Below are 24,359 nucleotides of genomic sequence, written 5' to 3'. Positions count from 1 at the left end.
AATAGACAGAAGTTATGATTTGGGGCTTGCACCAATTAAAAAAATGATTAAATTTGTATAGAACATAGATATAAAAAATAAATTATGGCTTTAGAAATAACAGATGCTACCTTTGACGAAGTAGTATTAAAATCAGACAAACCAGTAGTAGTAGATTTTTGGGCAGAATGGTGTGGTCCTTGTAAAATGTTAGGTCCAACTATTGAAGAACTATCAGGTGATTTTGATGGAAAAGTAGTAGTAGGAAAAGTAGATGTAGATGCAAATCAAGATTTTGCATCGCAATACGGGGTGCGCAATATACCAACAGTTTTAATTTTTCAAAACGGAGAAGTAGTTGGTCGCCAAGTAGGTGTAGCACCAAAACAAACATACGTTGATGCTTTAAATAAACTTTTATAAGCAATATACATACAAAAGATGCCGGATTTATTCCGGTATTTTTTTTGTAAATAACTGAAAAATAACCCTCTGAAAAAAATATGAGCAACAACAATTGAATTTTTTAAAAAAATGTTTGCACCATTAGTAAATGGTCGTATATTTGCACCGTTGAATTAATGAAGAACACATTAAGATCACAAACGGTTTGGTAGTTCAGTTGGTTAGAATACATGCCTGTCACGCATGGGGTCGCGGGTTCGAGTCCCGTCCAGACCGCAAAAAACAAAAGAACAAGTTTCTTTACAATTTTGCGAAAGTAAAATTTCTTTGACATAAAACATTATCTTGGTTTGGTAGTTCAGTTGGTTAGAATACATGCCTGTCACGCATGGGGTCGCGGGTTCGAGTCCCGTCCAGACCGCCAAGATACAATAGCCCTTCGGTTACGAGGGGCTTTTGTGCCCTTTAATGTTTTGGTTTGGTAGTTCAGTTGGTTAGAATACATGCCTGTCACGCATGGGGTCGCGGGTTCGAGTCCCGTCCAGACCGCGAGATTCTCGCTTTAGAATCAAAAATAGTTGTGTTGTTTAGGTACGCAAGTACCTGGTTTAGTAGTTAGACCAATGAAAAGCTTTCCAAATCGGAGGGCTTTTTTGATTTTTTACAACTTAATACATTTCTTATGAAAAATATTTTATCCTTATTTATTATTTTGTTTGTTTGCTTATCAACATTCGCTCAAGAAACATCTATAATTCCGCAAGTAAAAGCACGCCCAAAAGAAGGAATGGAAAGTTTTATGCAAAACTTCATTAAAGAATTTAAAATTCCACATGTATCGAATAATATAGATGAAATTGCAATTAGATTAAAATTCATAGTAGAAGAAGATGGTTCTTTTTCTGATATTCAAGTGGTGGATGATAAAAGTGGGGTAGGAGAAGAAGCTAAACGTGTTTTAATGCTAATGCCTTCATGGAATCCTGCATTATATGATGATAAAGCTATTAAAAGTTCTTTTACTTTACCTATTAAAATAAGAATTGACAATATTGGTAATCCTTCTGATGTTCAATTTAAAACTGAACAAGAGATTGCTTCATATCTACAGTCATTGACAACTAATAAAATAGAAAATAAACATTTTGAATTTTCGTGCAATTGTATCTTTGAGAAAAATATTTTTCACGAAAAAAATAAAATAGTAGAATTTTCTTATGATGCTCCAGATAAAAGTGTCTTTTATTCAATTGGTTTAAAAGTCGCAGAATCTGATAATGTTGAAGATTATTTTACAGGTATAAAGAATGATGTAGAAAGGCAAAACGGAACATATAAAGAGGTTCAATATAAAAGTAAAAAAGCGATAGAAACTCTAATTAGTGTTCCAAGTGAAGGGTATGAATTTTATTATCGAACAATGTTTTTTAAGGAAAATAACTTTGTTGTTGGTTTAAATGTTGTTTCTGTAAATAGACAAATATTAGATTTAACATTTAATCATTTAGTGAAAAACTTTAGATGGAAAGATGCAAATAACTCTAATTGAGTATTATTTTGTAATTTAGGAAGTATATAATTGATTTTCAAAACCTATGAAAACCTTCCTGCTCATCTTTCTTATTCTGTTTTCGTCAGATATTATTCAAGCTCAAGAAATAAATGAGATGGATGATAACAAAATATATCGATTTGTACAGAAACAAGCAGTACCCAAACAAGAAATGTCTGCTTTTTTGCAAGCTTTCACTAATGAGTTTAATCCATTGGTTATTCCGCCAAAATATGATGAAATTTCTTTTAAACTGCAATTTGTTGTCGAAAAAAATGGGTTGCTTTCTAATGCTGAAATAAAAGGAAATGAACATGCTTATGGTTATATCGGTGAAATAATCAGGGTTTTAAAAATGATGCCGGCTTGGAAACCTGCCGAAAAAAATGGAAAAATAGTTCGTTCTTTTCATACAGTGCCCATTACACTTAGGTTTCCCATGCGAAATGTTGATAAAGCCTTATTAGACAAAGCCATTTTAGAACGAACAGTAAGCACCGATTATTTTGAATTTGAGTGTAGTTGTAAATTAATCAATAGCAGCACCAATCAATACAATAAGGTGAAAGAGTTTTCATACAGCACCGCAGACAACAGCACTTTTTACTCCATTACCATAAAGGAAATACTTTTGAGCAATACAACGCACCATTTGAATATCATTAAAACAGATGCGGCATTGAAAAAAACAGCAATTAAGGAAGTTGATTACAAAAGCTATAAAGCTTTAGAAGGCTATTTCAGTGTGAATAGTAATGAAGTGATGTATTATAACAACACCATTTACTTTATCGCTGGGACCTATTTAATCAATATCACAGTGATTTCGACCAATGCGCAAATTTCAAAGTTTAATTTTGCTGATTTGAAACGAACCTTCAAACTAAAAATCTAAAACCAAACACTCCAATACTTCCAAACGGTGTGAATATAAATCCCCAATAAAATCATACAAAACACAAATTTTACAAAAGTAGAGGCCACAAAACCTATAAAAGAACCCGTAGCTGCTTTCAATGCTCGTTTTGAATCGGTTTGGTCGTAAATCAATTCCCCAATAAAAGCACCTAAGAATGGCCCAATAACAAACCCAAAAGGAGGAAAGAATAGCCCCACAATCAATCCAATGTTTGTGCCCCAAATTCCGTACTTGCTGCCGCCAAAGCGTTTGGTGCCTTGTGCCGGAATCACATAATCTAAAATCACAATGATCAGCGTAAATACAAACGTAATTCCCAATAGCCAATAGTCAAAAACGATGCCGGGTGTGGTGTATAAAATCAGCAGTCCAATCCAGCTGATAGGCGGTCCGGGTAAAGCAGGCAACACGCTGCCAACAATTCCGGCAATTACAAATAACAAACTTATAATCAGTATTAAAATTTCCATAGTAATTTTTTTGTATTTTTGTCTCTAAATTTACGATTTAATTGTTCATGAAGAATTATTGGGCATTTCTTTTTTTTAGTATTTTTCTTACTTCTTGCAATTTCGCACAGAAAGAACTACCTAATTCACAAGAGTTGTTAAGACGCGAATTGCATACTATCGATTGGAATAAAGTAGATACCTATCCTACTTATGATGCCTGCGAAAAGCTAAAAACAGAAGAGGAAAACAAAGCGTGTTTTTTTGATCGATTGCATTTTGAAGTGGTTCATGTTTTAAAAACCGATTCACTGGTGCAAATTTCTACTATTGATACCGTACAGTTTTTAGTAACAATTTCTCCGAAGAGCGACCTTCAGTTCAAAACACAAATGGTAAATGAAAAATTGCTTCCCAAAAAAATGCTAGACAGTATTATGGCGCATCACCAAAAAAGTTTTTCAAAAATACATCCGGCAACCAAACGCGGTATTCCCGTTAAAACCCAATTTATACTGCCTGTTGGTTTAAATTCTTCTTCGGATTAAAAATAAGCAGAAAAATACTTCCAATTGATATAGGAATTACCAAATTTAACAACCAAATAAGAGCTGCTACAAGCGTTACAATCCATCCGTCCACACCAAAAAAGCTGAATAAATAAATAGCCACACTTCCTTTCAAAGCAAAATCTACCGCTTGAAAATTGGGCAAGCTCGATGCCAACAGATAAATACTCGCCACCACAGCCAATAATACAATATACGAGATTTCTACATGGAAAAGTGTGTACAGAATAAAATACTGATGGATCAACACTACATACCTTAACAAAGCCAAACCGATGTTTTTTCGATGAATTGTTTTAGGAATTTCGTTTAAACTTTTAAACAGTGTTTGCAGTGAATAACCCTTTATGCGAATGTTTTTAACGGAAAAAAACACTACAATTACCGCTATTAAAACCCCGAAAAACAGTAAAATATATTTTGTAGCAATAAATTGGTATAAAGAATTAATGTAAAACGTACCAATTAACCCAAAACTAACAGAAAATACCACTTGAATACCGTTGCAAACCGCATTTAAAAAGATAATTTTCACGGTGTTTTTCCGCTCATAAAACCATGCTTTTCCTGCGTATTCGCCAATACCGTTTGGTGTAACAATCCCAAAAGTAATACCAATTAAAACCTGTTTGGTGCTTTCCCAAATGCTGATTGGCTTTACAGTTTGTGCCAAATTTTTCCATTTTAAAATCTCGATAAATCTGTTTAAAAAGGTAAGCAGCAACAGTATGTCCACTAAAAACCATGCATTTGGTTTGTGTAAGGCTTTGGCAATAATTTCCCAATCGAAATCTTTCTCGGTGAGTTGTTTGTTAATAAAATAAAAAGCGCCACCAACTACTGCTATTTTTAGCAACAGTATTAGGAATTGTTTCATTTTGGGCGATAGCAATTTCATAGTGCAAAGAAATGATTTTTTTGAGCACCTGCATATTAAATTAACGAATTATATGGATGATTGGCTTCGATTGAAATAAAAAATGCTCCAAATTTTATTGGAGCATTTTTATAGATGTTCTTTAAAAAACCTAACTAACTAACTTCTTCGTTTTCTTTATCTAAATATTCCTGAACAATCTCGATTGCATTGGTAATTACATCACTCAAGGCAGTAATAAAAGTGCCGTCTTCGGCGCTGTTTATTGCGTGTTTAATAGCTTCGGTTTCTTTAGTAATGATTTCATAAGTAACAGTGCGTTCTGATTCTGAAATACCCTCCATAATCAAATCAATGATTTCTTGTTCGGTTCTGCCACGCAAGTGTTTTTCCTGTCGAATAATAATATGGTCAAACATTCGGGCAGCAATCATGGCACATTCTTTAATGTCTTCATCTCTTCGGTCTCCAACTCCGGCAATAATTCCTATTTTTTTAGTGGCTTCCACGGTACTTAAATATTCTTCCACACCACGATAACCGGCAGGATTATGTGCAAAATCAATCAAAACTTTAAACTTTTTAAACTCAAAAATATTCATTCGCCCTGGAGTTTGTGCAGCACTCGGAATAAATGTTTGTAGGGATAAACTAATATCTTCGGTTTTAAATCCTTGTAAGTATGCCGCTAAAGTTGCTGCCAACACATTGGCAATCATAAATTTTGCTTTTCCCCCAAGAGTTAACGGAACATGAGTGGCTCTTTCAACACGAATTTTCCATTCTCCTTTTTTTATGGTGATGAAACCGTTTTCATAAACCGCTACAATTTTTCCATCTTTTGCAAATTGTTTTACGATTGGGGCATTTTCATCCATGCTGAAATAAGCCACATTGCAACTTAAATCCTTTGCAATTTTCAGGCATTGTTCATCTTCTGCGTTTAAGATTGCCCAGCCGTCTTCTTTCACACTGCGCACAACCACACTTTTTACGCGGGCTAAATCGTCTAAGGTATGAATATCAGACAATCCCAAATGATCTTCTTGAATATTTGTGATGATTCCAATATCACAACGACTAAATCCAAGCCCCGACCTTAAAATACCTCCTCTTGCCGTTTCTAAAACAGCAAATTCTACCGTAGGGTCTTTCAATATATATTCTGCCGAAATAGGTCCGGTGGTGTCGCCTTTTTCCATCATGTGGTTTTGCACATAAATTCCGTCTGATGTGGTGAAACCCACTTTGTAACCGTTATTTTTTACAATATGTGCAATTAATCGGGTGGTGGTTGTTTTGCCATTTGTTCCTGTTACAGCAATGATAGGAATACGGCTTGGTTTTCCGGGCGGATACAACATATCAATCACCGGAGCGGCAACATTTCTGGGTAATCCTTCGCTTGGAGCCAAATGCATGCGGAAACCAGGAGCTGCGTTTACTTCTAAAATACATCCACCATTTTCCTTAAGTGGTTGTGTTAAATTTTCTGCCATGATATCAATTCCGCAAACATCTAAACCAATTACGCGAGAAATGCGTTCGCAAAGAAAAATGTTTTCGGGATGCATCATATCAGTCACATCAACCGATGTTCCACCGGTGCTTAAATTAGCAGTAGATTTTAAATATACAATTTCGCCTTTGTTGGGAATTGTTTCTAAAGTATAGCCCAATTTATCTAATAAATCGGTGGTATCTCGGTCCACATCAATTTGCGTTAAAACATTTTCATGTCCGTACCCGCGTCTTGGGTCTTGATTGGTTTCATCGATTAATTGTTGAATGGTTTGCACGCCATCACCTTTCACATGAGCGGGTTCTCTTTTGGCAGCTGCCACCAATTTATGATCGATTATCAACACACGAAAATCAAATCCGGTAATAAATTTTTCAACGATCACTCTGCGGCTGTAATTTTTTGCATAAGCCAATCCGGTGACCGCATCTTCCCAATTTTTCACGTTAATTGATGCACCCTTGCCGTGATTACCGTCTAAAGGTTTAATCACAATTGGGTATCCAATTTTTTTCACTACTTCTTCTAAATCTTCTTCATCCACACAAATGCCGCCACTTGCCACAGGAATCGACGCCAATTCTAACAAGCGTTTGGTTTCTTCTTTATCACAAGCAATGTCCACAGCAATATTGCTTGTTTTGCAGGTGATAGTTGCCTGGAAACGCATTTGATTGATGCCATATCCCAACTGAACTAAGGAATTAGTACCTAAACGAATCCAAGGAATATCGCGTGCAACTGCTTCTTCCACAATGCTTCCGGTTGACGGTCCCAAGCGAACGCGTTCGCGAATTTCACGCATTCTTTGAATGTCTGCTTCCACATCGTATTCGGTTCCAGCAATTAAAGCTTCGGCAATACGAACGGCACTTTCAGCCGCAAACAAGCCAACGTTTTCTTCGGTATAACTAAAAACTACATTGTAAACACCTGGTGTTTTGGTTTCACGCGTTCTTCCAAAGCCTGTTTCCATGCCGGCTAGCGTTTGAATTTCTAATGCAATATGCTCAATAACATGTCCCATCCACGTGCCTCGTTCTACACGAGAGAAAAAACCACCTCTGGTTCCTTCTGAACAGCGATGTTCAATCATCGTTGGAAACATTGCTTCAATTCGCTCTCTAAATCCTTCAATTTTATTGGTGGGAAATTCTTCCATTTCTTCCAAATCTAATCGCATTTGTATTAATTTTTTTCTGCGAACGCTCCAAATGTTAGGTCCTCTTAAGGCTTGTACTTTTAATATTTTCATAAAAAACAATAATTTTTTCTTATATGATGTTCATTTTGTTAAAAATAAAAAAATATTTTAAATGTTGATTGTTTTAGATAAAAAAAACGAAATAAATAGTGAATATACTAATTAGTGCTTTCTCTCTGAAAGATTCCTTGCGTTTGACGATTTTTTTTGAAAAGTGTGTAAAAAAAATTATCATTTTCTTTTGTGTTGGAATTTGTGTAATTTCAAGAAATAGTTATTTTTACGCCATGGAAATATTAGGAAAATTAATTATAATAGGTGGTGCTGTAGATAAGGGAAGTTTTACAGAAACCAATTTAGATAAAGACGCTTCAAAGAATTTGAATTTTTTTGAAACAGGAATTCTAAAAAGAATCATTGAGGAATCAAAACATAAGGAAAAATCACGAATTGAAGTGATTACAACTGCGTCGAAAATTCCAAGAGAAATAGGTCCCGAATATATTAAAGCATTCAGCTATTTAGAGGCAAACAACGCCGATGTGTTGTATATTGAAAACCGCGAACAGGCAAGCGATCCGGAGGTTTTAGAGCGCTTAAAAGCAGCAGATGTGGTAATGTTTACCGGCGGCGATCAATTGCGTTTAACCTCTATTTTGGGTGGAACTCCTTTTGTAGATTTGTTGATTTCGAAATACAGAACTACCGAATTTATCTATGCCGGAACATCAGCAGGTGCAGCAGCAGCCTCAAACAGTATGATTTATCAAGGAAGCAGCAAGGAAGCTTTGCTGAAAGGTGAAGTAAAAATCACATCGGGTTTAGGGTTGATTGACGATGTGGTGATTGATACACACTTCGTTCAAAGGGGGCGAATTGGTCGTTTGTTTCAAGCAGTAGTGAGCAATCCAAAAGTTTTAGGTGTTGGCTTGGGCGAAGATACGGGCTTGTTGATTACCAATGGGCATCAAATGGAAGCTATTGGTTCGGGCTTGGTGATTCTGGTTGACGGACGAGAAGTAAAAGACACCAGTTTAACACAAGTGGAATTGGGTCAACCTATATCAATCAATCATTTGGTAACACACGTGATGAGTCAATTTGATAAATTTGATCTAAATACATATAAAATGAGTATTCATTCTTCGCAATATACAAATTAAGAGGTTATGAAAATCATTATTCACGGTGGTTTTTTCTCTGAATCAACCACCAATTTAGAAACCAAAATTGCCAAACAACAAGCACTTTTACGCATTGTGAAAGATGCTTATGCGTATTTGCAAAATCATTCGGCATTAGAAACAGTGGTCTATGCGGTTTCGCAGTTAGAAGACGATGAATTGTTCAATGCAGGAATTGGTTCTCAAATTCAATCTGACGGAAAAATAAGAATGAGTGCTTCTTTAATGGACGGCGAAACGCAGAAAATGAGCGGTGTGATTAATATCGAAGACGTTAAAAACCCCATTCAAGTGGCAGAGGTTTTAATGCAGGTTGACGACCGAATTTTAGGCGGAAGCGGCGCTACAAACTTTGCCCGTAAGCATGGATTTGAAGCTTTTTCTACTGAAATCCCCCAACGAAAAGCTGAATACGAAGCAAAAGTAAAATCGTTAGGAACAGGAACTGTTGGTTGTGTTGTTTTAGATAAAAACGGAAAAATTGCAGTTGCTACTTCAACCGGCGGAAAAGGGTTTGAAATTCCTGGAAGAATATCCGATTCAGCTACCGTTGCCGGAAATTATGCCAATTCATTTTGCGGTGTAAGCTTAACAGGCGTTGGCGAAGATATTGTGAGCGGTGCCGTGGCAGCAAAGATTGTAACCCGTGTTACCGATGGTTTTTCGTTAGAACAAGCGTTTGAAAAAACCTTTGCCGAATTAAAGCCTTACGATGGTTTTGCAGGAGCAATTGCGATTGACAATCAGGGTAATATCTTTCATCAAGATTCGCATCCAAGTATGGTTTTTGCAAGTTTTGATGGTATAAAGGAAGAAGTTTTTCAGTAATGAAAAATTAAATATGTGCCGCAACTTTTAAATAATAGTTGTAACTTTATTTGCTGAAATTTAGTTTAATATATCGTTGATAATTAGTTTATTACACGTTTATTTTGAATTAAATTTTACACTATTTCAATTTATAAAGACAATTTTGGCAAACGAACGTATTATATTAGGAATTGATCCCGGAACAACCATTATGGGTTTTGGATTGATTAAAGTGGTGAAAAATTCCATGGAATTCATGCAACTGAACGAGTTAAATCTTGCCAAAATGACCGATCCTTATTTAAAATTGCAACGCATTTTTGAACGCACCATTGAATTGATCGATACACATAATCCCGATGAAATAGCAATCGAAGCGCCGTTTTTCGGAAAAAATGTACAATCGATGCTGAAATTGGGTAGGGCACAAGGTGTGGCAATGGCAGCCGGATTATCACGCCAAATTCCTATTACCGAATACGAGCCCAAGAAGATAAAAATGGCAATTACAGGCAACGGAAATGCCAGTAAAGAACAAGTAGCCAAAATGTTACAGCAATTATTGGGTATAAAAGAATTGCCCAAAAACCTAGATTCTACCGATGGTTTGGCAGCTGCGGTTTGTCATTATTTTAACTCAGGAAAAACCGTTGTAGGCAAAAGCTATTCAGGTTGGGGCGCGTTTGTTAGTCAAAACGCCGATCGTGTAAATAAAAAATAATGGCAGGCATTTATATCCATATTCCTTTTTGTAAACAAGCTTGTCATTACTGCGACTTTCATTTTTCTACCTCACTGAAAAAGAAAGAAGAGATGATTGCGGCATTGCATCGGGAACTTTTTTTACGAAAAAATGAAATTACAGAGCCCATAGAAACCATTTATTTTGGTGGAGGAACTCCGAGTGTTTTATCGAACCAAGAAATTAATTTATTGGTTGATGCCATTTATCAGCTATTTGATGTTGTTCAGAAGCCGGAGATTACATTGGAAGCCAATCCAGATGATTTAACGGCAGATCGAATAAAAGAATTGGCTGAATCAAAAATCAATCGTTTAAGCATCGGGATTCAATCTTTTTTTGATGAAGATATAAAAATGATGAACCGGGCGCATAATGCTGATGAAGCGTGGAATTCGTTGCAAGAAGCCAAAAAATATTTTGATAATATTTCGATTGATTTAATTTATGGAATTCCCGAAATGACTGTTGATCGCTGGCAGCAAAACGTTCAGAAAGCATTAGATTTAAACATTCCGCATATATCCAGTTACGCGTTAACCGTTGAACCAAAAACGGCATTGGCAACCTTGATTAAAAACGGAAAAATCCCCACACCAGACGACGGAGTTGCCCATGAACATTTTTTATTATTGATTGAAATGCTAGAAAAAGCAGGATTTATTCATTACGAATTATCTAATTTTGGTAAGCCCGATTATTTCTCTAAAAATAATTCTGCTTATTGGTTGGGAAAGAACTATTTAGGAATTGGTCCTTCTGCACATAGTTTTAATGGCGAAAACCGCTCGTGGAATATTGCCAATAATTCTTTGTATATAAAAGCTATTCAACAAGATAAATTACCAAGCGAAGTAGAAGTTTTATCCAAAAATGATCGCTACAACGAATATGTAATGACAGGTTTACGAACCGTTTGGGGCGTATCTTTAGAAAAAATAAAAGTCGATTTTGGACAAAATTATTTAGATTATTTATTGAAAAACGCAGAAATTTTTCTCACCAACGAAAAATTGATAATTGAAAAGAACATTTTAAAAACAACTTTAAAAGGTAAATTCTTTTGCGATGGCATTGCAAGTGAATTGTTTTGGATTCATTGATAATTCCCACAGACGCACAGATGATTTTTTTTTTTCTATCTGTAATCGCTCTCGCGAGCGTCACGCTCGTGAAAAGTTTGAGGAATTTAATGTACGAGCAAGATGCTCGCACCAGCAAAAAATTAAATAATTAGCTGTTTAAACAACCGCAAGAGCAAAACATAATATGACTAAACAAATAACTTTAATACTTCTTATGGGATTTTTTTCATTTTTATTTGGTTGTAAAAATAATAACAATCAAAACGTACAAAAGAATAATATTGAGAGTAGTAATCTTGAAGAAATTACTTCTCGAATAGATTTTGAAGAAGGTTGGAAAGATATTTTTCTTAAAATTATCGAAGATAAAAGAACAGATAGTTCACATATTTATATTGTAAAAGGACTTTACAAAGAAGAGATTGTAGGGCTTCAAATAGAAATAAGTTCTAATATAAATGCAGGATTTATAGGGAATGAAATAGATCATAAGAATGGTTTTGTTTTAAAAGGCGTTAGCTTTAAATCAATTGGAAAAGAAAGTGATGAATTGGTTAATGCACTAGCTGAATTGTATGAAGTCCCAATGAAAAAGAGTTTTACGAAGCAAGCTATTTCTGCAACCGTATTTTCACTAAATGAGGAAATGGTAAATCTTGCCAAAAATGGTTACTATAAACTTAAACTTTTCTTTGAAGAAGATAATGAAGATTTGTATTCTGAACTTTATTTGAATATAAATACCGAAACACAAGAGATTGAACTACACGAAAAAGATGAGGAATATAGAATTCCAATAATAAAAATACTAACTAATTAGTATGAAATCTATGAAGACAACCATACAACATAACAACAAAACCTACACTATCGATTTATCACAACCCATCGATATTTCTTTACCAATTCAAAACAATGAGCAAAATCCCATTGCTTGGTATTTGGATCAGCCTGAAATAAATCCTGTGGTTATGGGCGATTTTGTAGGCAGTGTGGCATCGGGTAAATCATCAACAAATTTTAATAATATTTTGTTCAATCCGCATGGTCATGGCACACATACCGAATGTTTGGGACATATTACCAAGGATTTTTATTCAATCAATCAAACCCTAAAAACGTTTTTTTTTACGGCTGAATTAATTTCTATTGAACCTGAAATGATAGACGATGATTCAGTAATCACAAAAAATCAGATTGAAAAAGCATTGCAAAATAAATCATCGGAAGCTTTAATTATCCGAACGCTTCCAAATTCAATCGATAAAAAGCATAAAAATTATTCCAATACCAATCCGGCTTATTTATCTGAAGAAGCTGCTGTTTTTATCAGAGAAAAGGGAATAGAGCATTTGTTGATTGATTTACCAAGTGTGGACAAAGAAGTTGATGAAGGTAAATTAGTGGCGCATAAAGCCTTTTGGAATGTGAAAAATATAAACGAAGTAAATGCCGATGCCCGTTTTCATTGCACCATTACCGAATTGGTTTTTATTGATAATGAAGTTGCAAACGGAACATATATTTTAAACCTGCAAATTGCCTCTTTCGAAAACGATGCATCGCCAAGTAAACCTGTGGTTTTTAAAGTTTTCTAAATGAAAAAAGACCATTTTTCATGGTCTTTTAATTAAATTTAATTCTCCAAAGGTAAGAAATTATAATTTTTAGAATAATACAACATTTGTTCTGCAAACGTTTTAGGATAGGTGATCACTATATCGGTAATTTCGCCTTGTTCATTGGTTACAGGAACTAAAATTGGGTTTACAAAACCGCGATATGGTGCTGTGTTGAATTTTTTGTTGCGCTCCAACACTTCTTTATGCAATTGTTTGTCCACTTTTACCCCGTAGTTTTCTACCAAACTTTTAGCGGCTTTAAAATCACCTTCCGATTTTATGCGTTGAGTTTCTCGCAGTAGTTCTCCAAACAATTCATGTAAACGTTCATAATTGTTTATTTTAAAATAGGTTTTGTTGTCGCGAACCACTTTTTCTATTACATTTTCTGCTTTTCCTTTTTCATACACCCAAGCCGAAACCCATTGGCGATTGCGCATGTGTGCTTCTTCAATATCACTGCCTGGTTCAATACGCACCAATTGCGTCATTAAGCCATTGCGGATATAATCATTGTATGCAGCCATTCCCAAGCTTTTCCAGTCATCTACCAAGCCCAAATCTTGTATCTTTTGGTCGTATAAATAATATAATGCTACTAAATCGGCACGACCTTCTTCTAAAGTAGATGCGTAGCTTTTTAGTGTTTCTTTAGGTGTGCCCACTCCAGGATTTAGTTGTCCTGATGCATGCCCGATTACTTCGTGCAAAGCCGTGTGTAATTTATCTGCCAATTCGCTGTATCGTTCCGATAATTGTATTTCATTTTCATCGAAGGCAAATTCTTTTAATTTATCACTTCCGCCTGCTTTGTTGTATGCTTCAATAATATTTCCTAACGAAATAGATTTAGATCCATGCTCAGCACGAATCCAATCGGCATTGGGTAAATTCACTCCAATCGGTGTTGCGGGAGAGGTGTCGCCACTTTCTGCTGCCACAATAACTGTTTTATAAGAAACGCCCACCACATTTTTCTTTTTATGTTCGGGCATTAAAGGGGAATTGTCTTCAAACCACTGCGCACTTTTAGAAATCACTTCCATTTTAGCAGACATATCAAAATCTTTTATCTGCACAGTTGATTCATATGAAGCTTTGTGTCCCAATGGATCGTTATACACTTCTATAAATCCATTGATATAATCGATATTTCCTTCGGTTGCTTTTACCCACGCCACGTTGTAATCGTCCCATTTTTTAAGGTCGCCGGTTTTGTAAAAATCAATCAAAATATTTAAAGCTTCGGCTTGTTCTTTATTTTCTGATACTTTTACGGCTTTTTCCAACCAAAAAACAATTTTGTCGATAGCAGCACCATACATTCCGCCACTGCGCCAAATGCGTTCTTCTATTTTGCCCGATTCTGTTCGTACTAGTTTTGAATTCAATCCAAAAGAAAGTGGGCGCAAGCTATCTGGTTGCGGCATGTTGGCATAGAATTTTTCTACGTCGGCCGCATTTAATCCTTTGCCATAAAAATTTACAGCCGATCCTTGGACCAAACCTTTCGATTCGTTTAGGTTGACTTTTTTGGCATCTACATCGTTAAAAAGGATTTCCACAATGCTTGCACTTAGGTTTGTTTTGGTGTCTTTTAATAGTTTTTGAAGATACGTTTGCGGAAAACCTGGTTTTATTTTATCGTTTGAATAATGATGGTGAATACCGTTTGAAAACCAAATTCGTTTTAAATAGGTTTCAAATTTTTTCCAGTTTTCACTAGATCTATCGCCTTTGTAGTTGGTATAGATGTTTTCTAAAGCTGTGCGAATTTTTAGATTGTATTTGTAGTTTTGATCCCAAAAAATATCGCGGCCAGAATATCCTGCTTGTGCCAAATAATAGACAAGCTTTTTTTCTTTCAGGGTTAGTTTTTCCCAACCCGGAATATCGTATTTCAACACTTGCACATCGGCAAATTGCTCAGGTTGAAACTGAATGTTTTTCAAACTGTCTATTCTGCGCGTTTCATGCTGCATTTTGTCTTCTTTGTTGCAAGCAGTTATCGAAGCAACTGCCAAAGCTATTAGGGCAAATTGATTAAATTTCATAGATGAATACGTGTTAATAAAACAAATATATTAATAATTATATGGAATTTTGTTTCCATAGATAAGAAGTTTTGCTTTTGTTGAGATAGGGAAAAGCGCGAAACAATTCATAATCGTGTTGCATTTGAAAATTGTGGCTGTGAACTTCTTGGTTTTTCAGGGTAATTTTGATTTGGTTGGATACACCGATGGATACCGAAGGATTAAAAACCGATGTTTTGTTGTATTTTCCTAAAAAATCATGGTGGGTGAATTGTATCTGCTGTATTTCGCCATAGGGTATGAATTGATGCTTTAAGAGAATACCTTCATTTGAAAAAGTCAGCGCGCCTGTAAATGTCCCTTTTGTAAAGTAAAATCGTTTGTAATTGGTTGCTAAATAATAGGCAATATAGCCACAAAGCAGCATATTTATGAAAAACACAATTGTTTTGAAAGTTTTTATGGCAGCAGGTGTTACGCAAAAAAGCAACATGCCCGCAAACAGTGCTACAAACCATTTAGCAATGGCAGGCAATGGCTGTTTGGCGGCTGGATGGAAAAGTTGAAAACGGTACATAAAAAAAGCCTTGATAAAAATCAAAGCGTTAGTTTTGCGGTAAAACGTTTTTTAAAAATTCGTTTAATTGATCAAACAAATCTTTTGGACTGTTGTATAAAATATGAAAATTGCTTAGGGCAAAAAGCAGTTCGTTGGTATCGGCTTCGGCTTTTTGCAGATAAACAATTGGTTTGCGCTTTGCTTTGGCATAACCCAATTCAATACATGAAGTTACGTTTACTTTTGTAGCTTCAATAATCATAAAATTACTAGAATCGATTTCTTTCATTGCTTTTTGCATCAATTCGGCTTCCTGACCTGCTTCAAAAGGATATTTATCAACAAAAATAAATTGCTCTACATTTGCAGAACTCATTGCCATACCCAATGCAATAATTTCTTTTCCTAACGTTTTTCTTGTTTCGGTATCAACCGATATGTATGCTTTCATTTAATTTGGCAGTTTTTTTTGTAAAGGTAAGTAAATTAATAAAGAAAATTATTCTGTGGCAACACTTTCGCGGTTGCTTTCTTCATTTTTTCCTTCTTCAATCATTTCATTTATATCTTCATAGTCTTCTTTTTCGATAGGTTCCACTAAATCCTCCTGATCATTGTTTATTTTGTCGATAAAAAAAGAGCAGTATAAGGGCAAATGATCTGAACCAATGGGTTGCAATGCCTTTAGTTTTTCCACAAAAATATCGGTAGTATGAAACATTTGATCAATCGGAAAACGCAATAATTTATAATTTGCGTGAAAAGTTGATATAAAACCACGACCAATTCGGGGGTCAATTGTTTCGGAAGTTTTTCTAAACAAAACCGATGATTTTGCCCATGCCACATTATTAAAATCGCCAATTACCACCGTAGGTTTTTTGTTTTGTTTTACTTTTTTTGCAACAGCTAATAATTCGCCATCTCGTTCTTTGGCATTTTCTTCTTCGGTAGGGCTTGGCGGCGGCGGATGCACACCAAAAAAAACAAATTCAAAACCGTCTTTGGTTTTAAAATCAGCTTCAATGCTCGGAATATCATCTGCCATGAAATAGTGCTTTTGGCAGTTGGTCATTTCAATTTTAGAATAAAGATGCATTCCATAAGTATTTTCTAAAGCAATTTCACAAAAATAGGGATATTGTTCTTTCAAAGGTTGCAGGGCATTTTCCCAATCTTGATTCGATTCCATAGTGAGAATAATATCAGGATTTACCTCATTAACAAGGTTTAAAAACCGATGGTATTCTTTGTTAAACTGATAAATATTGGTAGATAAAATAGAAATACTTTTAGATGAATTTTGGTTTTTAGTTTTTGTTTCGATTTTATAAAGAGGTGTGTAAGGATACAACAAATACATTTCATAAATCATACAACCCATTAGCGCTGCTTGCATGATATAGAAGTTTGTAGATTTTGGCAGCAGAAACCACGCCGCAATAAAAACAAGAAGTTGCAGTATTAAAATTTGGACTTTACCAAAATCGAAAATTCTGAAAAACCAATGCTGATTTTGTATAAGAGGCACTAATGATGCAAAAACCAAAAGCGCCGAAAAACAATAAAAACCAATTTCCATTCCTTCTTTTTTTTACAAATTTAAAGTTTTAAAACCAAGCAGTTCATAAACATTTGTGAATACTTGCGAGGGTTTTGCTGTTAAATAAATGCGTTGCTTACTTTGCGGATGGGTAAACGCCAAAGTGTGCGCATGCAGCAACATGGTTTTCATGCCAAATTTCTCCAGCCACAATTTGTTCTGTTTGTTGCAACCATGCGGACGATCGCCAATAATTGGGTGTAAAATATGTGCCATGTGTTTGCGTATTTGGTGCATGCGTCCAGTTAATGTCTCGGCTTCAATTAAACTGTAACGAGATGTAGAGTGTTTTCCATAAGGTAAAACAATTTCGGCTTTTTCCAGTGTTTTTATTTTGGTAATAGCATCTTGCAACACACCATCATCACGATGCAAAGCGTAATCAATTGTTAATTCATCGGTGCAAAATCCACGAACAATTGCCCAATATTTTTTTTCGGTTGATTTGTTGGTAAACTGTTCCACTAAATTTCTGTTGGTTTCTTTATCCAAAGCAAAAAGCAAAACGCCCGATGTTTTTCGGTCTAATCGATGTACGGGAAACACTTTCTGGCCAATTTGATCACGCACTATTTGAATGGCAAATTCTTCAGCATTTCGAGCAATAGGCGACTGATGAACCAGTAAATCATGCGGTTTGTTGATGGCAACCAGATATTCGTCTTGATAAATTATTTCGAGTGGATACATTTATTTTTTTTACTTTTATAAAAAAGAAAATGACAAAGTTTATAGTATATACACTTTTGTTTTTGCCGATGTTTCTGTTTGATAAAGGTACTGAAATTAGCGATAAAAAGCTGTTTTTTATACCAATGGAGCAAAATGTTCGAAAAAAAGCAGCTTATCAATTAAAAAATGAAAAGGTGGTTTATCAACTCACTATGAAAAATGGTAAACTATTGTTTATTTGTATGGATAAAAACGAGAAGTATATTGTTTATAGATTTGGTTCAAAAAATAAAATTGAGTTAGAATATCCTAAAGAAAAAGATTTGTCAAGCTTTCAAAAGTTTGAATATTCTGAATATAAAAGAGGTGGAGGAATTCAAAATGCAGCAATGGAATTAAAATATTTAGCTTTTATAAACAACGGAGTAAAGTATGTTGTTTACGATACTTATTTTGCAGAAGGAAATAAAACAAATGCGGGAATTAAAGTGATTGAATCTAAAGACAAAATCACTGATTTAAAAGGATTAAAAAAATCTGCAAAAGGAAATTTATTCAACTTAAAAAATAAAGTAAAACAAGGAGATTGAGTTGTATGATTAAAAAAAATCGCCTTTCAGGGCGATTTTTTTATGGGTTAATTCCGTTTTTGTCCCAAACTATAAAAACCTCACTTAAAACATATTTAGTGAAAATTGGTCTAAATGTGTCGGATCCATATTTTTCATCTAGTTTAAATAACAAACTAGTGATCTCTTTTTCATTTGGTTTTGTTAATATGGAATTGTAATACTGATAGTAAACAGATAACCCCTCTTCTAAAGAAGTAAAATTTGTCTTATCTAGATTTTCCTTAATCCAACTTTTGTATTTTTCAGGTTCTAAAGATCCTTCCGGATAAAAAGATCTACCAACTTTTTCGGAGAATTCTTCCCTATTTTTTTCAAAGTTTATGTAAGCTTCAGATGTATAAAATTCAGTAGCTTTTTTAGCTAATGCTTTAAATTCGTTATCGTTTAAAATTACATCTTCAGTTTTTTGTGAAAAAGCAATACATGGAATAATAAGTAGTATGATTATAGAAATAAACTTTTTCATAATAATTTTATTTAGGAATTAGCTACACATAATTCAAAATTGTCCGCACAAACCGTCAAACTTTTGTTAAAGAAAAAATGAGCGCTTCTATATGCGTTTAAAGCGTCAGGTCCTCCAGCAGTAAATATTACATCGTCTATTAAGTTAGCAAGTGCATTAGCTTCACATGTTTTAAGTTGTTTAGTACATGGGTCTTCGTCAGTTGAGGTTTTTGTGAGCCATTTCTCAAAGTAATAAATTGAAATTTCTGGCTGAGAACCTCTAATGAAGTTGAGAACCTCTTGATGATTATTAAAGCTTAGTTCTAATAAATCTGAAATTGGTTGCCATTCAACTTCAGCATCTTCTATAGAATTAAAATCAGTTTTTTCTAAGTTTAGACCAATCCATTGTAGCATTTCTGTTTCAGTATTGAAATCATCTTTTGATACTGAAATTTTAAATTTAGCTTGAAAAATACTCAAAAGCCTGTTAGATTCCTTATACTCAAATGAGTTTATATAATTGTAGAACAAAGAGTCTATTTGATCATTTTCCATAGACTTATAAGTTTGTTGAGTTGCAAATTTTACATCATGAATATCTTCTTGATTGCCAATTCCAGTATCACTACATCCTAGTAATAAAATAGAAAGAATATTGAAAATAAAAATTTTTTTCATTTTGTTTAAGTTTTAAGTTTATCTTTTTGGGTTCATACAAACTGCCCAATCATCTTGACAACGATTCATACCATCTTGATAGGCTTGTTTAGCAGCCAGATTTGAAACTTTAATTTCATCTTCTGAACAGTCAGTTGCTGAATAATTTTCTCTGATTTCTAATTGATACTGAGCTGAAACACTATCCATACAGTTTTTTAGTATATCATGGCACTTTTGATTATTTGTTGTTACCAAGTTATTAGGGTATATCCATTTGTTAAAACGAAATATGACGTCTTTTAAGGGAGCTGTTTTGATAAAGTTAAATAATGCAGAAAACTTATCCTCCTTAATTTTTTCTAAACTTATTAAAGATGTTAATTCTGCTTCAGCTTCACTTACAGTAACAAAGTTTGTAGTAGCTAAATTATTTTCAACCCAAAGGATTAGCGTACTAACTTTTTTGATATTGTTATAATTGCCAGTATAATTTAACTTTGAAAAAAAAGAGATATGAGCATTTTCAGCATTAAAAAATTCTTGAGAATTTACATAATCATAGAACATTTGGTCAATGTCGTCATCAATTGTAGGCTCATCTTCTGAAGTTACAGACATTGTCTGATTTGTGGTGACTTCATTTGTTTGTGTTAATTCGTTTACTGATTCTGCTGAATCACTTGAACAAGCTACTGTAAAAGCTATTGTACATAACATTAAGATTTTTTTCATATTTAAAATGTTTTATATGTTTATTTTGCTAATATATAAAAATATTGTATTGAAATTCAATTATTACTTAATTTTATTTTTAATATTCTGAATAAATTCGAAAAATTTCTTGTTTTTCGGGTGTTTTGAAGCCTTTATTGTATATAATATCCCGAATTAAAGAAATCTTGAAGGAATAAAAAAATCGCCCCGAAAGGCGATTTTCACAATTATGAAAAAAATTATTTAGCGTCTGCATATTTTTTTGCAACAGCATCCCAATTAATCACATTAAAAAATGCGTTGATATAATCGGGTCTGCGGTTTTGGTAGTTTAAGTAGTAGGCGTGTTCCCAAACATCTAAACCTAAAATTGGTGTACCTTCGCAACCAATTCCCGGCATTAAAGGGTTGTCTTGGTTTGCAGTAGCACACACTTCTAATTTACCGTTTTTAACACACAACCAAGCCCATCCCGACCCAAACTGTGTTGCAGCTGCCTTTGCAAATGCATCTTTAAATGCTTCAAAACTTCCAAAAGCTTCGTTGATAGCAGTTGCTAAATCGCCAGTTGGTTCGCCACCAGCATTTGGTGCCATAACTTCCCAAAACAAATTATGATTGTAAAAACCACCACCGTTGTTGCGAAGCGCTTTATTGTTTAAATCTAGATTTTTTAAAATATCATCAATCGATTTTCCTGCTAAATCAGTTCCTTCAATTGCTGCATTCAAATTGTTGGTATATGCTTGGTGGTGTTTCGAGTAGTGAATTTCCATTGTTCGTGCGTCAATATGAGGCTCTAAAGCGTCATAAGAATAAGATAATTTTGGTAATTCGAAAGCCATAACTATTATTTTTTTAAAGATTAGTATTATTTTTATTCCAAATTTACGCAAAAAAACACAGCTATAAAAATTATTATAGCGGCGGTTTGTTAACATTTTTATAAATTATCTTGGAGAAAAAAGCCTTTACCATATACAATGCATCGGCAGGTGCCGGAAAAACCCATACGCTTGTAAAAGAGTATCTTAAAATTTTATTGGGATATTCGAACAAAGACGATGCCTACCGAAATATTTTGGCAATTACCTTTACCAATAAAGCGGTAAACGAAATGAAATCGCGCATTGTGTCGTGTATTTACGCATTTACTTTGAACGAAATTCCTGCGAAGGAATATCAACTGTTGGAACAAATTGTTGCCGAAACAACTTTTACCGAAGCATATATCCGCGAAAAATCGAAAAAGATTTTAAAGAACATTATTCATAATTATGCAGGTTTTGATATTTCTACAATCGATAAATTCACGCACAAAGTAATCCGGTCGTTTGCATTTGATTTGAATTTGCCTTTTCATTTTGAAGTTTCTTTGGATACCGAAGCATTGCTGCAAGAAGCGGTTGATGCCTTAATTGCTCAAGCCGGCGTTAATGAGGAATTAACGAAATTATTGGTCGATTTTTCAATAAGTAAAGCAGATGATGATAAAAGCTGGGATATATCAAGGGAATTAATGGAAATTGGGCGTTTGTTGCTCAATGAAAACAACAAACAAGAGTTGGAAGCATTTGAAAATATTGATATGCAAACGTTTTTGTCGTTAAAAACTTGGTTGCACCATCAAATAGATCAACTTAGCAATCAAACCGTTTTATTGGCAACAGAAGCATTACAATTGTTAGAAACGAATGGTATCAACCTAAAATCGTTTAGCAGAGGCACATTCCCCAATTATTTACAGCGAATTAGTAATAGAGATTTTACTAATGTAAATAAAGAATTTTCTCAACCAGAACATATATCAATAAATAAAACAGCGAAAGATAAAGATGCAATAGAGCAATTAATTCCCGATTTGTTGGCAATCACCAAAAAAATCTATCCATTGTTTGGAAAGATCTATTTTTACGAAGCATTTCTGAAAAATCTGGTGCCACTTTCGTTGTTGAATTTCATCAGCAATGAAATTAATCGCATACAAAACGAACAACAGATTCTTTCGATTTCGCAGTTCAATAAGATTATTTACGAAGAATTAAAAAATCAGCCTGCGCCTTTTATTTATGAACGATTGGGCGAAAAATACCGCCATTTTTTTATTGATGAATTTCAGGATACCTCCGAAATGCAATGGCAAAATCTGGTTCCGTTGATTGATAACGCGCTTTCCGGAGCAGACGATTACGGCAAAGAAGGTTCGCTAATGATTGTGGGCGATCCCAAACAAGCCATTTATCGCTGGCGTGGTGGCAAAGCAGAACAGTTTATGCAGTTGAGCGATGGCGAAAATCCGTTTTCTAATCCTTCCAAAGCTACCGTTAGTTTAGACACCAATTACCGCAGTTTTTCGGAAGTAATCGAATTCAACAACTGCATTTTCAAGTTTTTGGCAAATCAGTTTAATAACGGAGCCTATCAAAATCTCTACGAAAACTATTCGCATCAAAACACCACATCCAAAAAAGGCGGCTTTGTAAAGATTTCATTTCTAGATCAAAACTTGTTATCGGAAGAAAACGAAGTTACAAAAACCGATTTGTACTTAGATGAGGTGCTAAAAACCATAAACAGTGTGTTGCAACAAGGTTTTTCTTTGAGCGATATTGTGGTTTTAACACGTAAAAGTAAAAATGGAGTGGAAGTTGCCAATCATTTAACAAAAAATGGAATCCGCATTTTATCATCGGAAACCTTGTTGATTAATAATGCTACCGAAGTGCAGTTGCTGCTGAATTTGTTACGCTTTTTAAAGAACAATCACGATAAAGAAGCAAAAGCACTGATTTTATATTATGTGGGACGATTTATCTTGAAAGATGCCAAAGTACACGATGTAATTGTGAAAGGAATGGCGATGGATAATGAAACCGATTTTCAGAATTATCTGAAAACATTTGGTATCGAAATCAACTTTAAAGAACTCCGTAAAAACAATTTGTATGTTGCGGTAGAATTAATGGTATCGGCGTTTCTTCCAAGCAAAAAAACCGAAGCCTATGTGCAGTATTTTTTAGATTTAATATTAGAGCGAACCGTTAAAAATCAATCAACCGTAGCCGATTTTCTGAATTATTGGGAGCAGAATTATCATAAATTAAGCATTCCTTCGCCCGAAAACGAAAATGCGGTTCGATTGATGACGGTACACAAAGCCAAAGGGTTGGAATTTCCAGTGGTGATTTATCCCTTTGCCGATGACGATTTCTCTAGATCGCGCGATAAAATTTGGGTTGATTTAGAAGAAAACGAGCAGTTGGTTATCCCGAAAGCATTGGTCGATCTAAAAAACGATGTGAAAATGTATGGCGCAACAGCGCAGCGGTTATACGAACAAAAAAAGCAAGAAGAATTGCTAGATAATTTAAACGTGTTGTATGTGGCATTAACCCGCGCCGAAGAGCAATTATACATCATTAGCAACTATAAACGCAACAAAGACGGGACATTAGCAAACACCTTGGCACGTTTTTTTGTGACTTTTTTAGAAGATTCAGGTCGGCTTTCTGAAAACGAGTTGCATTATCCATTTGGAAATCCTGCCAAAGTTTCTGCGCAAAAAAAGCATCAAGAAAAACCAATCATTATTCAATCGGTAGAAAAGCCTATTACTTCATCGGTGATAAAAATTGCCAAACGCGAAGCGATTATGTGGGATACCAAACAGCAGCAAGCCATTGAAAAAGGAAATTTAATCCACGAATTGCTTTCTGAGATTTTTACTGCAGATGATATCGATTTTGTAATTCAACGCGCAGTTTCAAAAGGAATGATTCCTGCCACTGCAACCGATGAGATTCGTGAAACTATTGAAAAAATTGTATTCCACGAAGCTCTTCAACCGTTTTTTAACAAAGAATACATCATTTATAACGAGCGCACCATTTTGCATCAGTCCTATAAAAATAGCAAACCCGATCGCGTGGCAATCAACGGAAAAAAAGCATATATCATTGATTACAAAACAGGAGAAGAGCAATCGAAATATGCTCAACAAGTAAATGAATATGCCTTAGCAATCGAAGAAATGGGCTATGAAATTGCAAAAAAAGTAGTGTTGTATATTCAAGACGATTTAAAAATAATACATTTGTAACACATCAAATTTTAA

The 24,359-nt window shown here is 34.5% G+C and carries 24 protein-coding genes and 3 tRNA genes; 15 read left to right on the top strand and 12 right to left on the bottom strand.

The features are described from left to right. The first annotated feature begins 84 nt into the window (after nucleotides 1-84). The 6 genes from trxA (at nucleotide 85) to MG290_RS07910 (ending at nucleotide 2,831) form a co-directional block, all read left to right on the top strand. Nucleotides 85-402 carry a thioredoxin gene (gene trxA, locus MG290_RS07935; RefSeq protein WP_257499816.1) on the top strand — a complete coding sequence of 106 codons (318 nt, stop codon included), beginning with the start codon at nucleotides 85-87 and terminating at the stop codon, nucleotides 400-402. Between the two features lie 184 nt (nucleotides 403-586). Then, a tRNA-Asp gene (locus tag MG290_RS07930) sits at nucleotides 587-660 on the top strand. A gap of 71 nt (nucleotides 661-731) precedes the next feature. Further along, nucleotides 732-808: transfer RNA gene (locus tag MG290_RS07925), tRNA-Asp, on the top strand. Nucleotides 809-859: 51 nt separating this feature from the next. Next, nucleotides 860-933, top strand: a tRNA-Asp gene (locus MG290_RS07920). A 133-nt stretch (nucleotides 934-1,066) separates the two neighbouring features. Beyond that, a complete protein-coding gene (locus tag MG290_RS07915; RefSeq protein WP_264560809.1) occupies nucleotides 1,067-1,933 on the top strand; it encodes an energy transducer TonB in 867 nt (288 codons plus the stop codon). Between the two features lie 46 nt (nucleotides 1,934-1,979). After that, on the top strand, nucleotides 1,980-2,831 hold the full coding sequence (locus MG290_RS07910; RefSeq protein ID WP_272585153.1) for an energy transducer TonB: 852 nt from the start codon (nucleotides 1,980-1,982) through the stop codon (nucleotides 2,829-2,831). Here the strand turns inward: MG290_RS07910 and MG290_RS07905 are convergent. Continuing rightward, nucleotides 2,828-3,325, bottom strand: a complete 498-nt coding sequence (locus tag MG290_RS07905; protein WP_264560807.1) for a DUF456 domain-containing protein — start codon at nucleotides 3,323-3,325, stop codon at nucleotides 2,828-2,830. The two genes, MG290_RS07910 and MG290_RS07905, sit on opposite strands and share 4 nt — an antisense overlap. 47 nt (nucleotides 3,326-3,372) lie before the next feature. Here MG290_RS07905 and MG290_RS07900 point away from each other — a divergent pair, with 47 nt between their 5' ends. Further along, the gene (locus MG290_RS07900; RefSeq protein WP_264560806.1) at nucleotides 3,373-3,852 is read left to right on the top strand and encodes a hypothetical protein; all 480 of its coding nucleotides are present in this window, start codon (nucleotides 3,373-3,375) and stop codon (nucleotides 3,850-3,852) included. On the opposite strand, the gene MG290_RS07895 is transcribed toward MG290_RS07900, so the two are convergent. Then, on the bottom strand, nucleotides 3,815-4,750 hold the full coding sequence (locus MG290_RS07895; protein WP_264560805.1) for a flippase-like domain-containing protein: 936 nt from the start codon (nucleotides 4,748-4,750) through the stop codon (nucleotides 3,815-3,817). The genes MG290_RS07900 and MG290_RS07895 overlap by 38 nt on opposite strands. Nucleotides 4,751-4,905: 155 nt before the next feature. Then, nucleotides 4,906-7,527: a cyanophycin synthetase gene (gene cphA / locus MG290_RS07890; protein ID WP_264560804.1), complete on the bottom strand. Its 2,622-nt coding sequence runs from the start codon at nucleotides 7,525-7,527 to the stop codon at nucleotides 4,906-4,908. Between the two features lie 236 nt (nucleotides 7,528-7,763). Between cphA and MG290_RS07885 the strand changes: the two genes are divergently transcribed. From MG290_RS07885 to MG290_RS07860, 6 genes are all read left to right on the top strand, one after another. Beyond that, the gene (locus tag MG290_RS07885; RefSeq protein WP_264560803.1) at nucleotides 7,764-8,639 is read left to right on the top strand and encodes a cyanophycinase; all 876 of its coding nucleotides are present in this window, start codon (nucleotides 7,764-7,766) and stop codon (nucleotides 8,637-8,639) included. A 6-nt stretch (nucleotides 8,640-8,645) separates the two neighbouring features. Next, the gene (locus MG290_RS07880) at nucleotides 8,646-9,488 is read left to right on the top strand and encodes an isoaspartyl peptidase/L-asparaginase (RefSeq protein ID WP_264560802.1); all 843 of its coding nucleotides are present in this window, start codon (nucleotides 8,646-8,648) and stop codon (nucleotides 9,486-9,488) included. A 145-nt stretch (nucleotides 9,489-9,633) separates the two neighbouring features. Further along, nucleotides 9,634-10,191 (top strand): crossover junction endodeoxyribonuclease RuvC, encoded by a 558-nt coding sequence (ruvC, locus tag MG290_RS07875; protein WP_264560801.1) that lies wholly within the window; start codon nucleotides 9,634-9,636, stop codon nucleotides 10,189-10,191. Then, nucleotides 10,191-11,315 (top strand): radical SAM family heme chaperone HemW, encoded by a 1,125-nt coding sequence (hemW, locus tag MG290_RS07870; RefSeq protein ID WP_264560800.1) that lies wholly within the window; start codon nucleotides 10,191-10,193, stop codon nucleotides 11,313-11,315. The genes ruvC and hemW overlap by 1 nt, the downstream gene beginning before the upstream one ends. 166 nt (nucleotides 11,316-11,481) lie before the next feature. Further along, a complete protein-coding gene (locus MG290_RS07865) occupies nucleotides 11,482-12,117 on the top strand; it encodes a hypothetical protein (RefSeq protein ID WP_264560799.1) in 636 nt (211 codons plus the stop codon). A 10-nt stretch (nucleotides 12,118-12,127) separates the two neighbouring features. Then, nucleotides 12,128-12,895: a cyclase family protein gene (locus MG290_RS07860; RefSeq protein ID WP_264560798.1), complete on the top strand. Its 768-nt coding sequence runs from the start codon at nucleotides 12,128-12,130 to the stop codon at nucleotides 12,893-12,895. 38 nt (nucleotides 12,896-12,933) lie between these two features. On the opposite strand, the gene MG290_RS07855 is transcribed toward MG290_RS07860, so the two are convergent. From MG290_RS07855 to MG290_RS07835, 5 genes are read right to left on the bottom strand one after another with little or no spacing between them, the layout of a single operon-like run. After that, entirely contained in the window at nucleotides 12,934-14,973 is a 2,040-nt protein-coding gene (locus MG290_RS07855; RefSeq protein WP_264560797.1) for a dipeptidyl peptidase 3, read from the bottom strand. A 37-nt stretch (nucleotides 14,974-15,010) separates the two neighbouring features. Then, nucleotides 15,011-15,532 (bottom strand): hypothetical protein, encoded by a 522-nt coding sequence (locus MG290_RS07850; RefSeq protein WP_272585147.1) that lies wholly within the window; start codon nucleotides 15,530-15,532, stop codon nucleotides 15,011-15,013. A gap of 28 nt (nucleotides 15,533-15,560) precedes the next feature. Next, the gene (locus MG290_RS07845; protein WP_257499799.1) at nucleotides 15,561-15,965 is read right to left on the bottom strand and encodes a hypothetical protein; all 405 of its coding nucleotides are present in this window, start codon (nucleotides 15,963-15,965) and stop codon (nucleotides 15,561-15,563) included. 48 nt (nucleotides 15,966-16,013) lie between these two features. After that, nucleotides 16,014-17,096 carry an endonuclease/exonuclease/phosphatase family protein gene (locus tag MG290_RS07840; protein WP_264560794.1) on the bottom strand — a complete coding sequence of 361 codons (1,083 nt, stop codon included), beginning with the start codon at nucleotides 17,094-17,096 and terminating at the stop codon, nucleotides 16,014-16,016. A gap of 12 nt (nucleotides 17,097-17,108) precedes the next feature. Next, nucleotides 17,109-17,807, bottom strand: a complete 699-nt coding sequence (locus tag MG290_RS07835; RefSeq protein ID WP_264560793.1) for a pseudouridine synthase — start codon at nucleotides 17,805-17,807, stop codon at nucleotides 17,109-17,111. Between the two features lie 29 nt (nucleotides 17,808-17,836). On the opposite strand from MG290_RS07835, the gene MG290_RS07830 reads away from it, so the two are divergent. Continuing rightward, nucleotides 17,837-18,379, top strand: a complete 543-nt coding sequence (locus tag MG290_RS07830; RefSeq protein WP_264560792.1) for a hypothetical protein — start codon at nucleotides 17,837-17,839, stop codon at nucleotides 18,377-18,379. A 40-nt stretch (nucleotides 18,380-18,419) separates the two neighbouring features. On the opposite strand, the gene MG290_RS07825 is transcribed toward MG290_RS07830, so the two are convergent. The 4 genes from MG290_RS07825 to MG290_RS07810 all read right to left on the bottom strand — a co-directional run bounded on the left by MG290_RS07825 (nucleotide 18,420) and on the right by MG290_RS07810 (nucleotide 21,090). Further along, nucleotides 18,420-18,887 (bottom strand): hypothetical protein, encoded by a 468-nt coding sequence (locus MG290_RS07825; RefSeq protein ID WP_264560791.1) that lies wholly within the window; start codon nucleotides 18,885-18,887, stop codon nucleotides 18,420-18,422. Nucleotides 18,888-18,898: 11 nt separating this feature from the next. Further along, nucleotides 18,899-19,549, bottom strand: a complete 651-nt coding sequence (locus tag MG290_RS07820) for a hypothetical protein (RefSeq protein ID WP_264560790.1) — start codon at nucleotides 19,547-19,549, stop codon at nucleotides 18,899-18,901. An 18-nt stretch (nucleotides 19,550-19,567) separates the two neighbouring features. Continuing rightward, complete coding sequence (locus MG290_RS07815) at nucleotides 19,568-20,263, bottom strand: hypothetical protein (RefSeq protein ID WP_264560789.1); 696 nt, start codon at nucleotides 20,261-20,263, stop codon at nucleotides 19,568-19,570. A 221-nt stretch (nucleotides 20,264-20,484) separates the two neighbouring features. Further along, nucleotides 20,485-21,090, bottom strand: coding sequence for a superoxide dismutase (locus tag MG290_RS07810; protein ID WP_264560788.1), 606 nt, complete (start codon nucleotides 21,088-21,090; stop codon nucleotides 20,485-20,487). 107 nt (nucleotides 21,091-21,197) lie between these two features. Here MG290_RS07810 and MG290_RS07805 point away from each other — a divergent pair, with 107 nt between their 5' ends. After that, nucleotides 21,198-24,344, top strand: a complete 3,147-nt coding sequence (locus tag MG290_RS07805) for a UvrD-helicase domain-containing protein (RefSeq protein ID WP_264563187.1) — start codon at nucleotides 21,198-21,200, stop codon at nucleotides 24,342-24,344. Nucleotides 24,345-24,359: the final 15 nt, after the last annotated feature.

Source organism: Flavobacterium sp. CBA20B-1 (assembly GCF_028473145.1).
Lineage (GTDB): Bacteria > Bacteroidota > Bacteroidia > Flavobacteriales > Flavobacteriaceae > Flavobacterium.
Note: the sequence above shows the minus strand (reverse complement) of the source record. Positions and strands in the feature narration are given on the sequence as shown.